Below are 13258 nucleotides of genomic sequence, written 5' to 3'. Positions count from 1 at the left end.
GACAATGGCCATCACGCTTAGCCAAACCGACGCCGATTTCGAGCTGCGTTTTTCGGCATTCCTCACCACCAAGCGCGAGGTGTCAGCCGACGTCGAAGCCGTGGTGCGCGACATCGTCGCGCGCGTGCGCGCCGAAGGCGACAAGGCGCTCATCGATTATACGCTGAAATTCGACAAGGCCGATCTCAACAGGCTCGGCATCGCCGTTTCCAGGGCCGACATCGAAAAGGCATACGCCGCGGCCGACCCAGCCACAGTCGCGGCGCTCGAATTCGCACGCGACCGCATCCGCTCCCATCACGAGCGGCAGAAGCCGAAGGACGACCGCTACACGGACGCCGCCGGCGTCGAGCTCGGCTCGCGCTGGACCGCGATCGAAGCCGCGGGGCTCTATGTGCCCGGCGGCACGGCGAGCTATCCGAGCTCGGTGCTGATGAATGCCGTGCCGGCCAAGGTCGCCGGAGTCGAGCGCATCGTGATCGTGGTGCCGGCCTCCGGCGGCGTCATCAATCCGCTGGTTCTGGTCGCGGCCGACCTTGCCGGCGTTTCCGAGATCTACCGCGTCGGCGGCGCGCAAGCCGTCGCCGCGCTCGCCTATGGCACCGAGACGATCCGGCCGGTCGCCAAGATCGTCGGGCCGGGCAATGCTTATGTCGCGGCAGCCAAGCGCCAGGTGTTCGGCAGCGTCGGCATCGACATGATTGCCGGGCCGTCGGAAGTGCTGGTTGTGGCAGACGCGGACAACGATCCGGACTGGATCGCCGCCGATCTGCTGGCGCAAGCCGAGCATGACGCGTCGGCGCAGTCTATCCTGATCACCGACAATGCCGAATTCGGCACGGCGGTGGAGCAGGCGGTCGAGCGCCAGTTGAAGAGCCTGCCGCGCGCCGCGACGGCGGCGGCGAGCTGGCGCGATTTCGGCGCCGTGATCCTGGTGCCGACGATCGAGGCTTCGCTGCCGCTGGTCGACCGCATCGCGGCCGAGCATGTCGAGCTCGCCTTCGACGACGCCGAGAACTTCCTCGCCGGGATGCGCAATGCCGGCGCCGTCTTCCTCGGCCGCCACACGCCGGAAGTCATCGGCGATTATGTCGGCGGCTCCAACCACGTGCTGCCGACCGCGCGCTCGGCGCGCTTCTCGTCTGGTTTGTCCGTGCTCGATTTCGTCAAGCGCACGTCGATCCTGAAGCTCGGCCCGGAGCAGCTCAAGGCGCTGGCGCCGGCGGCCATCGCGCTCGCCAAGGCGGAAGGGCTCGACGCCCACGCACGATCGGTGGCGATCAGGCTGAACATGTAGCGATGTCCGGCCACCACCAAAACCGCGACAGGCTGATCGACGTCGAGCTCGACGAATCGATCGGGCGTTCGACGCCCGATGTCGAGCATGAGCGGGCAGTGGCGATCTTCGACCTGATCGAGGAAAACAGTTTCCGGCCGGTCAACGACGATGGCGCCGGCCCATACAGGCTGAAGCTGTCGCTGGCCGAGTCGCGCCTGGTGTTCGCCGTCAGCCGCCAGAATGGCGCCGATGTGGTTACCCACATCCTGTCGCTGACGCCGCTTAGGCGTATCGTCAAGGATTACTATCTGATCTGCGAAAGCTATTATGAGGCGATCCGCTCCTCCACGCCCAGCCATATCGAGGCAATCGACATGGGCCGCCGCGGCCTGCACAATGAGGGCTCGCAAACACTGATGGACCGGCTCGCCGGCAAGATCGAGATCGACTTCGACACGGCGCGCCGGTTGTTCACGCTCGTCTGCGTGCTGCACTGGCGGGGGTAGTCCTGGCCGCGCTGCCGCATTCGATTCTTTTTGTGTGCGGCATGAATGCCGTGCGCTCGCCGATGGCCGAGCAACTGGCGCGGCGGATGCTGCCCGCCACCACTTTCGTCGCCTCGGCCGGCGTGCGCAGCGGCGAGCGCGACCCCTTCGTCGATGCCGTGCTTGCCGAAGAGGGTCTCACGCTCGGCGAGCGGCAGCCGAGGACGCTTGACGAGCTGGAAGACGATTATTTCGACCTGATCGTGACGCTGGCGCCGGAAGCGCACCACGCCGCGCTCGAGCTTACCCGCTCGCTCGCCGTCGAGGTCGAGTACTGGCCGATGCCGGACCCGACCGACACCGGCGGCACGCGCGAGCATATCATGGCCGCCTATCGCGATGTGCGAGAGCGGCTGAAGACGCGCATAAGCCGGCGTTTCTTGCCTCCGGAAGCAAAAAACGCGACGGATTAAGCATGTTCACAAGCGGGCGATTATCATATAGGTTCCGCCGCAAATTCCGGCTGGAGTCGGACGAGTTCAGGTCTGTTCGACCTGAAATCGTCCGGCTCCAGATCAAGAGTAGAGCATGATGTCGTCCGAAAACCGCTTCACACTTTTCGACATCATGCTCTAAGCCCCGGAACCGCCATCCAAGCAAAGGTATCGAATGCCGAAGGAAGAAGTCCTCGAATTTCCGGGCGTGGTCACGGAACTGCTGCCCAATGCGATGTTCCGGGTGAAGCTCGAAAACGAGCACGAAATCATCGCCCACACGGCCGGCCGCATGCGCAAGAACCGCATCCGCGTGCTGACCGGCGACAAGGTCCTGGTCGAAATGACGCCTTACGACCTGACCAAGGGCCGCATCACCTACCGCTTCAAGTAACAATTCGGCGCGAACCGCGATGAGCATTCTGCAGAAGCTCGTGCTTGCCTCGGGTTCGCCGCGTCGCATCGAGCTGTTGCAGCAGGCCGGCATCGAACCGGACCGCGTGCTGCCCGCCGATGTCGACGAGACGCCGCTGCGCGCCGAGCATCCGCGCTCGTTGGCGAAGCGCCTTTCCAAGGACAAGGCCGAGAAGGCGTTCGCCTCGCTGAAAAGCGAGGAAGACTATGCGCCGGCCTTCATCCTGGCCGCCGACACGGTGGTGGCGGTGGGACGGCGCATCCTGCCCAAGGCCGAGACGATCGACGACGCGGTGAACTGCCTCGGCCTGCTTTCCGGCCGCTCGCACCGGGTCTATTCGGGCATCTGCCTGATCACGCCGGGCGGCAAGCTCAGGCAGCGGCTGGTGGAGACCAGGGTGCGCTTCAAGCGACTGCCGCGCGAGGAGATCGACGCCTATGTCGCGTCGGGCGAATGGCGCGGCAAGGCCGGCGGCTATGCCGTGCAGGGCCTCGCCGGCTCCTTCGTCGTCAAGCTGGTCGGCTCCTACACCAATGTGGTCGGCCTGCCGCTCTACGAAAGTATCGCACTGCTGTCCGGCGAGGGCTTCAAGCCGCACAAGAACTGGCACGTCGCGCGGCCATGAGCCCGGACGAAAAGGTCACGCCGCTGAGGCCGAAGCGCCCCTGCCCCGAATGCGGCAAGCCTTCGGTGCGGGAGCACTATCCGTTCTGCTCGACACGCTGCAAGGACATCGACCTCAATCGCTGGCTGAAAGGCGCCTACGTCATTCCCGGCCGCGACGACGCAGAGGAAGAAGACGGAGGCCCCAAGCAAGGCCCTTCGTCCACAGACGGGCAGTGAAGGCCCGTAGCAATACGCCGTTTCCCGGCGATTTTTCTTTATCAACACCTAAGCGCTGGACAGGGCGAATTCCCGTGCTATAACCCACGCGCTTTCGAGGGGGGGCCACCCGGCGCTTCCGTGAGACCCGGCGGACGATCCCGTTAGCCGGCGCAGGCCCAGATAGCTCAGTTGGTAGAGCAGCGGACTGAAAATCCGCGTGTCGGTGGTTCGAATCCGCCTCTGGGCACCATCCCCCCTTCTCCCGACAGTCTCTTCCGCCGAAGCATCTACGCTTTTGTCTCGGCAAATATCTGAAATTCTTGGTGATTTTCGCTCGCAAGGCGCGGTTGGTCGTGTTTTGTGGAATTTCGGCGTAGTTGGTCCAACGAGGCGGAGGGCTGGTATTTTCGATGGTATTGGAGATCCTGATGGTATCGATGCAGCCAAATGGAGCTCCCGAAAATGGTGCTGTCCGACGTGAAATGCCGAAATGCCCGACCCGCTTCCAAGCTCGTGAAATTTTCTGACGGCGGCGGGCTCCAGCTTTGGGTGCAGCCTACCGGATCTCGGCTATGGCGCCTCGCCTATCGTTTTGGGGGCAAGCAGAAGCTTCTGGCATTGGGCAGCTATCCCCTCATCTCCCTCGCTGAGGCACGCGAGGCGCGCGATACCGCCAAACGTCTTCTCCTACGTGGCATCGACCCCGCACAGGAGCGTAAGTCGCAAAAGGCTTCGGCAGAGGACACCTTTCGCTCAATCGCGGAGGATTATGTCGACAAGCTGAAGAAGGAGGGACGTGCCGACCGGACCATCACCAAGGTCAAATGGTTGCTCGACTTTGCCTATCCAACATTTGGGGACAAAAGCATTAGGGAGATCGATCCGGCCACAATTCTGGCCGCTCTCCGCAGCGTGGAGGTTCGCGGTCGATACGAGTCGGCTAGGCGACTGCGCTCCACTATCGGCAGCGTGTTTCGATATGCAATCGCAACCGCACGCGCCGATGTAGATCCGACGATCGCCCTGAGGGGGGCACTCGTCGGTCCGACGGTCACGCCGCGTGCGGCAGTTACCGATCCTAAGGCCTTGGGAGGCTTGCTGAGGGCGATCAATGCGTTTGATGGACAGCCAACAACCCGAGCCGCCCTGAAGATGATGGCCCTATTGTTTCCCCGCCCCGGCGAGCTGCGCGCGGCCGGATGGGATGAGTTCGATTTTGAAAGGTCGGTGTGGAGCATCCCTGAAGGACGCATGAAGATGCGAAGGCCGCACCGTGTACCTCTTTCCAGGCAGGCGGTCAGCGTCCTGACCTCACTTAGAGAAATCTCTGGTGGTGGATCGCTGTTGTTTCCTAGTGTTCGATCGGGTTCGCGCCCGATTTCCGACAACACGCTTAACGCCGCCCTTCGCCGAATGGGCTATAGCAAAGAGGAAGCTACAGCGCACGGTTTTCGAGCAACGGCATCAACTCTGCTAAACGAATGCGGAAATTGGCATTCGGATGCCATAGAGCGGCAACTGGCCCACATCGAAAACAACGACGTTCGTCGTGCCTACGCCCGGGCTGAGCATTGGGAAGAGCGTGTCAAGATGATGCAGTGGTGGGCAGATTATTTGGATGAACTCGAGAGCAAAAGCGGGATAGTGAACTCGATCGGGCGACGCGGCAAGCCTGCCGTTCATACACCAGACCCACTTTGAACCCAACAGCAAACGCCGAAACGAATCTCCAACCGCACGACCAATTCGGCGTAGGTCATCCCGCCACCGTCGTCGGGCAGAAAAGGACGCCCCAGCAGAACTCCCGTGATCCACGAGGCGCGCGAGCGACAGTCCCATCGTCTCACCTACGAAAGTATGAGTCTGTCTCGCCTTTGGAATGATGCGAGTCGACGAGTGCGCTTTCCGCACGCGCTTGCTTGTCCGGCGACGGCATGAACAGCAAAGTCAGACGATATCTGCTCTCGCAATGCGCGACTTGCCATCGAAAGCGCCGTGCCGTTCTTCATCGACTAGCATGAGGCCGATAGTCCAGCGCTTCGATGCGCTCGGCGTCAAAGAAAAATGCCCAGCCAGAGCCAAGCTTCTCAGCTCATAGTTTGCCGCGCGCACCTGACTACAAGTTCGGCTTCAGTCGCGCTTGAGATCGGAGCCGCCGAACCGAAAGGTGCGCTGAAAGCTGCCGTCCTTTGAGGACGATGCTGTGCGCGTCGAGTGCGGCTCAAGGCAGATGATCGGCAAGCCGGTCGGCTTTGCCGTGATATTCTGAACGATTCAGCATGCGAGCCAATCATTCGGGCGAAGGTGGCGGACAAACACGTTTGCGAAGGCTCGCGGCGAGCTGCGAAGACCGCGAGCTGTGGTCGGCGATCCAGAGCACCAGCCCGGCAACCCACTGCTGTAGGCCAACGCCTATGGCGGCGGCTAGATGGTTGGTGGTCATCATCCGCTGCAGTGTCGCGGCAAATGAGCGTTGTGGGTCCGGCAAGAAAGGTGACGCACGGGCGATCGTCTTTCTTGTTCGGCGTAGAACACGGGCAGGGTGGCGCCGATCAGGAGGGAATGACTCGTCTTTTCGCCGCGTTCCAGCGCCCCCCGAGGTCGACGAGAATGTCGGCGATGTTCTGGACGTCGCGGAGCTCGTTCGGACCTTTGAGGACTTTCACTCGGATCGGCCGGGTTGAACAGCAGGCAGTACGAGAACTTCGACTGCCAGCCGGCCGTCAACTGCCACTCCTCCCCTTTGATGTCGTGAATGCGGCTGAGCCGGTCCAGGAAAGAAGCGTTGGAACAACCAGTCTGACGCCCTTGCCCGAACGTGCCGGCGCAAAAGCCAAGACGTTCTCTGGCCCGGTATGGCACAGATACCGATCTTTCAGTTTACCCAGGAAAACGCCGGCCGGCCGGAGCAACCCTGCCTGGTCGATCTCCTGGTTAATGGCCCATCGCGAAGAGCCGTAGGTTGTGACCAACCCACGCTGTCGCGCGCCGGCCACCCGCCTTTCACTTTTTTTAGCATTCGGCGCGAACCCACACCCTGCACCAAACCTGCGAAAGAACCCTTGATTGTTGCCGCCTAAAGCTTATTGTCCTCGACTCGAGCGTTCTCTGCTTCTCGTGGAAGACGCTAAATCCGCGCGTGCGTTATTGCCGGCCAGCAAAGGCTGCGGGTCGGCGGTGAAGCTGTCGAGGGGCGGCGGCCGTTCCCCTTCACTCAATGGTGCCGCCGGCGCCTGGATGGTTTCCACGCCGCCGCCCCCGCACTCGTGGCCGTTGTGATGATCATCGTGCATGCGCTGCGCTGTTGGGGACATGCTGATGGCCGTGCCGGAAGCACCGGAAACATGTGATATCTCGGCAGCGGGCAGAGCGGCTTCTCTCTCCCTGCTGCACAGGAAAGCGTAGAGCTCCTTCACGCAAGTGCCGACGTTCTTCTTGTCTTTTTTAAAGGGCGGGACCACCCTGATATCGGCCTGTTGGTAGTCTGGCCCGCGCGCTTCTAACATGTTTTCGAGCTGCTGCTCGATGTCGGCGCCTTGCAGCAGCGGCCGGCCGGTGTCGCCCGTGAGGCGCTGTTGCAGGGCGATGCGCCTGCCGACCTCTTGAAGGTCGGTGTCGAGCCAGATCGACACGGCCTTCTCGAGGATCAGGTCTCGATTGGACTTCTTGACAAAGCAGCCGCCGCCGGTTGCGATGACGATGGGCCCTTTCTTCAGCTGTTCGGCGACCTCTCTAGCCTCCAGCTCCCTGAAGTGCGGCTGGCCATGGCGCTCGAATATATCCTTAATATTGCCGTGCTGGGCGACGATAAGCTTATCGATGTCGACAAACTCCACCCCCAGCTCCTTGGCAAGCCGGGGACCGATGGTCGACTTGCCGCTCGCCGGCATGCCGACGAGCACCACCGGCCGCGTGCCAAGGGCCGCGACGATCTCGCCGGCTTGCGGCGAGTGAGCGACCGCAATCTGTTGTCTTGCGATGGTGGCCGACCTGGAGGTTCCTGCCGCCCTCGACCTGCTTTCTCCTGACGAGCCCCAGTGTAATATCTCCCAGGCACCATGGGGAACGGGAACCAGCTCGCATTCGCTCTGCGCGCGCTGCGCGAGCTCGGCCCGGTAACTGGCCGGCGTATGGAACTCGACCTCGAAGCGATAGTTCTGCGCAGTTCTGAATGCCGTGTGAACGCCGCGTAACCGCGGCGTGTCCATCCTGATGAACCAGTTGGTGGTCTCGACCTCGCTGCAGTCCCGCTCCTCGAAGGCCAGTGCCGCCTTCCTGAAGGCGCGCGTAAAAGCCTCGTCCGGGATCTCGAAGACATGGCGCACGGCATTGGTGACCAGTTTGGCCTCCGGCGCCGCGCTCACGTTATGGCCGGTCAACTCGTCGGCTATCCAGACCTGCCCGCGCGACCGTTGGTCAAGATGCGGCACCTTCACCTCGATGCCGTCCTGCCGCAAAAGCTCGGCAACCGCATGCACAGTTTCGATAATCGCGCTTTCTTGCGCTTCGGCGGGGGCGGCTTCGAGCCTGGCGCGCTCCAGGGCCTGTTCGCTGCTCAGCGTTATCCTGCTGGCGGGGTTGTCGGCCGAGATTGCTAAGGCGCTGGGCAGGATACGCTTTTCGACGGCGAGTCTGATCGAGGCCTCCATGACCGAGGCCGCCAGCGTGGGGTTGTCCTTCAGATCCGCCAGGCTGCCATCGACGTCGAACCGGCCCTGGTGGAGCTTTGCCGCCTGCGCCTTGACATAGGGGGCCGCCTTGAAGCCCGGCCTCCGCTCCAAGAGCCGCTGCAATTCGGTGGTTTTTTGCATGAACACCCGCGCACCGGTATCGGACTTGTAGGCGTCCGTGCCGACCTTGATGCCGACGCTCAACAGATTGATCGCACTTTCATGCAGATCGTCCGGGTTGTAGCCGTCGGGCCGCGGATCGATGCGCGGCTGGTAGTGGTTGAGCAGGAAATCGATGCGCTTCCTGGCGTCAGCGGTAGCCGGATAGGATTCGCTGAGTTTCGGGAAGAGCGCGGCGGCGTCGGCGCTGACGGCAAGCTTCGCGCCGGCTGAGGCCACGGATCGCGCTAACTGCTGCTTGACGTCCGACTGCTGATGAGCCGGCTCGCCGAGCTGCAGGTTCCAGTCCTGGAGCTCGGCCACTAGCAAGGCGGCCAGTTCGCAGGCCACCGGGTGCTTGGCGGCCTTGCTGTCTTCCCCCGCCCTGGTGATGAGCTCATGGAGGGTCTGGCCATCCGGCCGATCTTTCTGCAACAGTGCGCGGATGTCGGCCTTGAGCTCAGGATGAATGCCCTCGTAGGTGCCGAAGATGGCGCGCTCGGCAAACCAGCGTTGCGCCTCCTGCGGCTGCGCCAGCACGTTGCGCTGCAGGCAGCTGTAGGTCTCCAGCACCAGCCCGGTGGCCGACAGGATCTGCTTGGCCCGGCTGAACTGGTAGTCGCCTTTCTCAATGGCCGGCGTGTGCGACTTCGGCGGCTTCATCGAGGCGACGCCGCGCGCCTGCAGCTGCGCGTCGAACTGGCGCACATGCTCGTAAAGGCGAGGCCGGTTGCCGATGATGACGACGGCGTCGCCGTCAAAATCGCCGTCGAGCATTTTTTGTTCGACGCTCGGAACCGCAACCAAAGAGCCGGGCGCAAACACCTCCGTCGCCTGCAGGATGCCGACGCACTCGAGCGCGGTGTCGGCCTTAACGCGGTTCTTTTCCTCCAGCCAGCGCGAATGGCACTTTACGTCCTCCGCAGACATCACCACCCCGCGGTCGGCGAAGTCCGCCGGCCACATTTCGTCGGGCACAACGATCAAGATGCCTTTGGCAAAGAAGGTCGGATCGTCGGCGGCTAGCCCGGCCCCCGACCTGTGCGCGACGTTGAAGCTGTATTGGAAGGCCACGCACCGATCCAGGAACGCCGCGGTCCGATCGCCATCGCGCGCCGACCTGACCCGGTCGGCGGCGAACGGGCGCAGGTTGGGCTTGTCATAGGGGGAGCGTCCGACAAGCACGCCAGCGTCACGGGTCAAGGTCTTGCTCTTGCCCGTCGGGACATGCAGGCATTCGTCGCTGGACGGCACGGCGATAGCGCCCGACCCCTCGATGTGCCCGCCCGTGACCGTCCGGAACACCTCCTCGAGGGTGAGGCTTGGATGGTTTTCGAGCCAAGCCAGAGCCTTCTCGCGGGTCTCCTGTGCCACCTCGACGCTGCGCGGATAATGTTGCAGCGCCGAGGGCGGTACCGCCGATTGACGACTGTCGGCATAGGCAGGCATCCGCTCGGGAGCGTCGTGGCGAGCCCGGGCAATGGCCGGCATGCGCTCGGCCAGTGAGGCCCTGATGAAGCCGCAGCCGTCATGCGGCCGCAAGGCGACCTCGCCGTCTCGCCCCTCGAACCGGAAGGGGTGCTCTGCGCCTGCGGGGCGGTCGGGCAGAAGGGACAGCTTGAAGCACCCTTCCAGCGCATAATCATGCGGGCCAACGTCGGGGATGCCCGGCGGCGCGGCAAATCCGCGGCGCTGAGTATAGTAATAGGCTTCCTTGAACGGTGCCCAGGCCCGCGACAACTGCTCAAAGGCCGTGCCCGGAGCCGTCTCGGCATAGGGGATCGCCAAAAGCTTGCCGCTTGGGGCCTCTTCGGGCGCGAAGGGCAGGTGAGAGGCAAGCTGGTTGAGGCTCTTTTGCGGCGGCTTTAGTTTGCTGCCGCCGAACAGGTCCATGCGGTAGGGCACGCCCTCTACGGGGAGCGTGCGTGTCAACATGGCGCCAGTCGGAGTTCCCTTTAGTTGCACGGCCACCACCGGCACCGCGCCCGAGGTCAAGCGGTGGAAAATGGAATAGCGCAACTCGGCTTCGCTGGCCAGCGGCCGGCCTTGCATGTCGACCACCGGCAGCCGCATCAGTCCGGCATCGCCTTGCGGCGGTCTCGGCTCGTGGTCCATGCCCTGAAGGACCCGATGGACATCGAAGCTGGCGGCTGCATGCTGAGCCTGGACCATCGATGCGTTCTGCGCCATGAAGGTGTCGAGCGCATCGAGGGGCTCCTTCGCCTCGATCTCGGCGATCACGTTCCAGCTCATGTAAGAAAGGTCGGCGTAGATGAGGGCGCGGGCACTGTCCAGGATCTGCCTGGTTTTGCCGTGCAGCTCTTCCTGCCTGGCCTGCAAGGCGAGTTCGTCGCCGTCGACATAGGGCCGCCGGTAGAGCGTCTCCAGCACTGCCCGGGTCTTGAGCACCTGATAGATCGAAAGCGCCGGGCAGCGGCTTGCATTGGGGCCGCTGGTGCGCTCGGCCTGGCCTGCCTTGAGATGGGCATCGATCTTGTGTTCCACCACCGGCTGGATGGCGTTGAGCAGGTTCAGCGCCGGTCTGCGGTGCCAGCGCAACACCGGCTTCGGGCTGCGAGCTAGGGGCAGCAGGGAGGCGCAAAGGTTGCCCATCGTCTCGAGGTTGTTGTCGAGCTTAAACCCGGGATTGGCGCTTAACACCTCGAGCCTGTCCAACCCCGGCTGTGCCAGCGCGCCGAAATCGTCCAACAACTGCGCCTTGCCCAACGCCTTGAATATACTCGCAATGGCATGGACATCGGCCTGCTGCAGCCGATCCTCGGCATATTGGAGGTAGTGCGCCAACTGATGCAGCCGGTCCTTCAGCAAGGCGGGTTCGGCGATCTCGCCGGCGGTCTCTCCCTCCTCGATACCCCGCGACAGCCCGTTGGCGATCCTGACTAGCGCAGGCGTGCTGAAAGTACTGAAGCGACGGCCCTTGGAGCCGAGCTCGCCGGCGATGGCAACGATCGCCTTACGTGCTTTTTCTTCTTCCGGCCACTTGCTGAAACCGTTCACCAGATTGGCGAATTCTTGATTCGAGAATCCGTCGAGATTGCCGTCGCGGGCAACCACCACGCCGCCGATGGCAACCGTCGCTTCACGCGTCTTCTGCTGGTCCGGCCATCTGCTGAAGCCGTTCACCAAATCGGCCAACTCTGGATCCGAAAATCCGTCGAGATTGCCGTCGCGGGCAACCACCGCGCTGGCGATGGCAAGCGTCGCTTCGCGCGTCTTCTGCTGGTCCGGCCATTTGCTGAAGCCTTTAACAAAATCGGCCAACTCTGAATCCGAATATCCGTCGAGATTGCCGTCGCGGGCAACCACGGCGCCGGCGATAGCAAGCGTCGCTTCGCGCGTCTGGTCCGACATTGCGTCGGAGATCTGGCGCGGGCCTCCTTCGGTATCAGGGCGCCCTGCTTGTCCGACCAACTCTCGGTTGCTGCCCATATTCCCTCTCCGATTCAGCAAAATGCATCGCCTAAGCCTGTCAACAACAGGGCATCACTTAGTTTGGTGCGGTCACGCGAGCCTGTAACGGCGTGCTTGAAAGCCGCAGCATTCACGCAACGCCTCGACAACGCCGGAAGCTTCGTCGCCACGCGATCGCTCCGCCATCAGGCTGAAGCTCAAATGCCTGAGCCCTGTACAAAACGCCGATCCGGGACGAATCTACGGTTTTTCAATGCGGTACAGATTGAGCGATATGATCAGGCAGCGTTCGAAATCCAGTTCAGAAGAGCTGCCTTCGGTTTGGCGCCGACCGAGAAATCGGCCACTTCGCCGCCCTTGAAGATCGCGAGCGTCGGAATGGAGCGCACGCCCAATTGAGCGGCGAGTTCCGGGTATTCATCAATGTTGAGCTTGGCGACCTTGATCTTGCTTTCCATCTCGACGGAGATTTCCTCGAGGCTCGGAGCAATCATCTTGCAGGAATCGCACCATTCGGCCCAGAAATCGACGACGACGGGTGCTGCGGATTCCAGGACTTCCGACTGGAAGTTATTGATATCGACTTTCACGGTAGCCATGACTGCTCCTTTGACCGAAGAAGATGTTTGAACCACATGTGACGGTGCGGCTCAGAATTTTCAATTATCAACCCGACGCTCTTGGGGACTTACGGAGCGCAGGGCCTCGCCTTCTTCCGGCTTCAGCACCAAGCCTTTGCGAACGTATGATCTTCGACCTCGCGCCCCCGCCGTTGCTTTACTGCCTTCTCGTCGGCCGGTTCAGTTTGTTGCGCTTCCTCTAACGGAGTTTGATGTTCGGGCTTTATGTTGGACTCGACACTGATCCTCCTGATCGGCATGATCGAGATATTTCTCGCCGTCAGGAGAGCAATGGGGTGAGGTGAGAAAGTATCCGCCTGATTAGCGGCAAAGTACCCGCGGTTGCTTGTGCTCTCGATCTCTTCTCCCTTCTGCTCCCACTGCAATGGCGTAGCGGATGCGGCGACTTGCTGAGTAATCGGCGTTGGCTCGGGCATTCATCCGGTCTGGCTTCGAAGATTCGCCTTAGTAGGCGGTCTGAATAGTATTTCACCTTGGACATTCCCAGCGGTGGCAGTCCCTTGATGAGGACGATCTCGCTGTTCTCATCGATCCGGCGGACCTGCTCAGGCCGCATCAGGTTGGCTCCCTGATCCGATAGCTGGATTGGTCTCGAACATTCGGCTTAGCTTGAATGAGGTCGATTTGGGGCACCAAAAGTCTAGTCGCCGATTTCCTTGGAAGATAGATCGGCGTCTCCTCATCGGCGGTGGCCATGAAGACCTCGATCCCGGTGTTGCAGAGGAAAGTCTCTCTCCCCGACTGCTCGTACAGGCCGGTTAGAGCCGCGAGGCTATGTACCACAAACATGAACCGGCCCTGGTAGGTAGCGATTGTGGCGACGGCCGTCTACACTGACTCCCGCCTGCCGAGATGCTT

At 62.2% G+C, this 13258-nt stretch carries 11 protein-coding genes, 1 tRNA gene and 2 pseudogenes; 8 read left to right on the top strand and 6 right to left on the bottom strand.

Annotated features, from left to right (window positions below):
- Positions 1–4 precede the first annotated feature (4 nt).
- The 8 genes from hisD (at position 5) to CK218_RS16295 (ending at position 5199) form a co-directional block, all read left to right on the top strand.
- The gene (gene hisD, locus CK218_RS16330) at positions 5–1297 is read left to right on the top strand and encodes a histidinol dehydrogenase (protein ID WP_095828300.1); all 1293 of its coding nucleotides are present in this window, start codon (positions 5–7) and stop codon (positions 1295–1297) included.
- A gap of 2 nt (positions 1298–1299) precedes the next feature.
- Complete coding sequence (locus tag CK218_RS16325; RefSeq protein WP_066993793.1) at positions 1300–1785, top strand: UPF0262 family protein; 486 nt, start codon at positions 1300–1302, stop codon at positions 1783–1785.
- Positions 1773–2237, top strand: a complete 465-nt coding sequence (locus CK218_RS16320) for a low molecular weight phosphatase family protein (RefSeq protein WP_095782983.1) — start codon at positions 1773–1775, stop codon at positions 2235–2237. The genes CK218_RS16325 and CK218_RS16320 overlap by 13 nt, the downstream gene beginning before the upstream one ends.
- 196 nt (positions 2238–2433) lie before the next feature.
- Positions 2434–2652, top strand: a complete 219-nt coding sequence (gene infA, locus CK218_RS16315) for a translation initiation factor IF-1 (RefSeq protein WP_006200926.1) — start codon at positions 2434–2436, stop codon at positions 2650–2652.
- 19 nt (positions 2653–2671) lie between these two features.
- Positions 2672–3298, top strand: coding sequence for a Maf-like protein (locus tag CK218_RS16310; protein ID WP_066993800.1), 627 nt, complete (start codon positions 2672–2674; stop codon positions 3296–3298).
- A complete protein-coding gene (gene yacG, locus CK218_RS16305; RefSeq protein WP_095782982.1) occupies positions 3295–3516 on the top strand; it encodes a DNA gyrase inhibitor YacG in 222 nt (73 codons plus the stop codon). The genes CK218_RS16310 and yacG overlap by 4 nt, the downstream gene beginning before the upstream one ends.
- A gap of 156 nt (positions 3517–3672) precedes the next feature.
- A tRNA-Phe gene (locus CK218_RS16300) sits at positions 3673–3748 on the top strand.
- A 212-nt stretch (positions 3749–3960) separates the two neighbouring features.
- A complete protein-coding gene (locus CK218_RS16295) occupies positions 3961–5199 on the top strand; it encodes an integrase arm-type DNA-binding domain-containing protein (protein WP_095776684.1) in 1239 nt (412 codons plus the stop codon).
- A 724-nt stretch (positions 5200–5923) separates the two neighbouring features.
- On the opposite strand, the pseudogene CK218_RS16290 reads toward CK218_RS16295, so the two are convergent.
- The 6 genes and pseudogenes from CK218_RS16290 to CK218_RS31155 all read right to left on the bottom strand — a co-directional run.
- Positions 5924–6485, bottom strand: a pseudogene (locus tag CK218_RS16290) (type IV secretory system conjugative DNA transfer family protein); the annotation flags it as partial.
- Positions 6486–6581: 96 nt separating this feature from the next.
- Positions 6582–11654: a shikimate kinase gene (locus tag CK218_RS16285; protein ID WP_245435060.1), complete on the bottom strand. Its 5073-nt coding sequence runs from the start codon at positions 11652–11654 to the stop codon at positions 6582–6584.
- A 383-nt stretch (positions 11655–12037) separates the two neighbouring features.
- Positions 12038–12358 (bottom strand): thioredoxin, encoded by a 321-nt coding sequence (gene trxA / locus CK218_RS16280; RefSeq protein ID WP_095776496.1) that lies wholly within the window; start codon positions 12356–12358, stop codon positions 12038–12040.
- A gap of 122 nt (positions 12359–12480) precedes the next feature.
- A complete protein-coding gene (locus CK218_RS16275; protein WP_095776497.1) occupies positions 12481–12816 on the bottom strand; it encodes a hypothetical protein in 336 nt (111 codons plus the stop codon).
- A 74-nt stretch (positions 12817–12890) separates the two neighbouring features.
- Positions 12891–12956 (bottom strand): annotated as a pseudogene (locus CK218_RS31415) (hypothetical protein); the annotation flags it as partial.
- Positions 12956–13189: a type IV secretory system conjugative DNA transfer family protein gene (locus CK218_RS31155; RefSeq protein WP_095776498.1), complete on the bottom strand. Its 234-nt coding sequence runs from the start codon at positions 13187–13189 to the stop codon at positions 12956–12958. The pseudogene CK218_RS31415 and the gene CK218_RS31155, both read right to left, overlap by 1 nt.
- Between the last annotated feature and the right edge of the window lie 69 nt (positions 13190–13258).

Source organism: Mesorhizobium sp. WSM3879 (genome assembly GCF_002294915.1).
Classification (GTDB): domain Bacteria; phylum Pseudomonadota; class Alphaproteobacteria; order Rhizobiales; family Rhizobiaceae; genus Mesorhizobium.
Note: the sequence above shows the minus strand (reverse complement) of the source record. Positions and strands in the feature narration are given on the sequence as shown.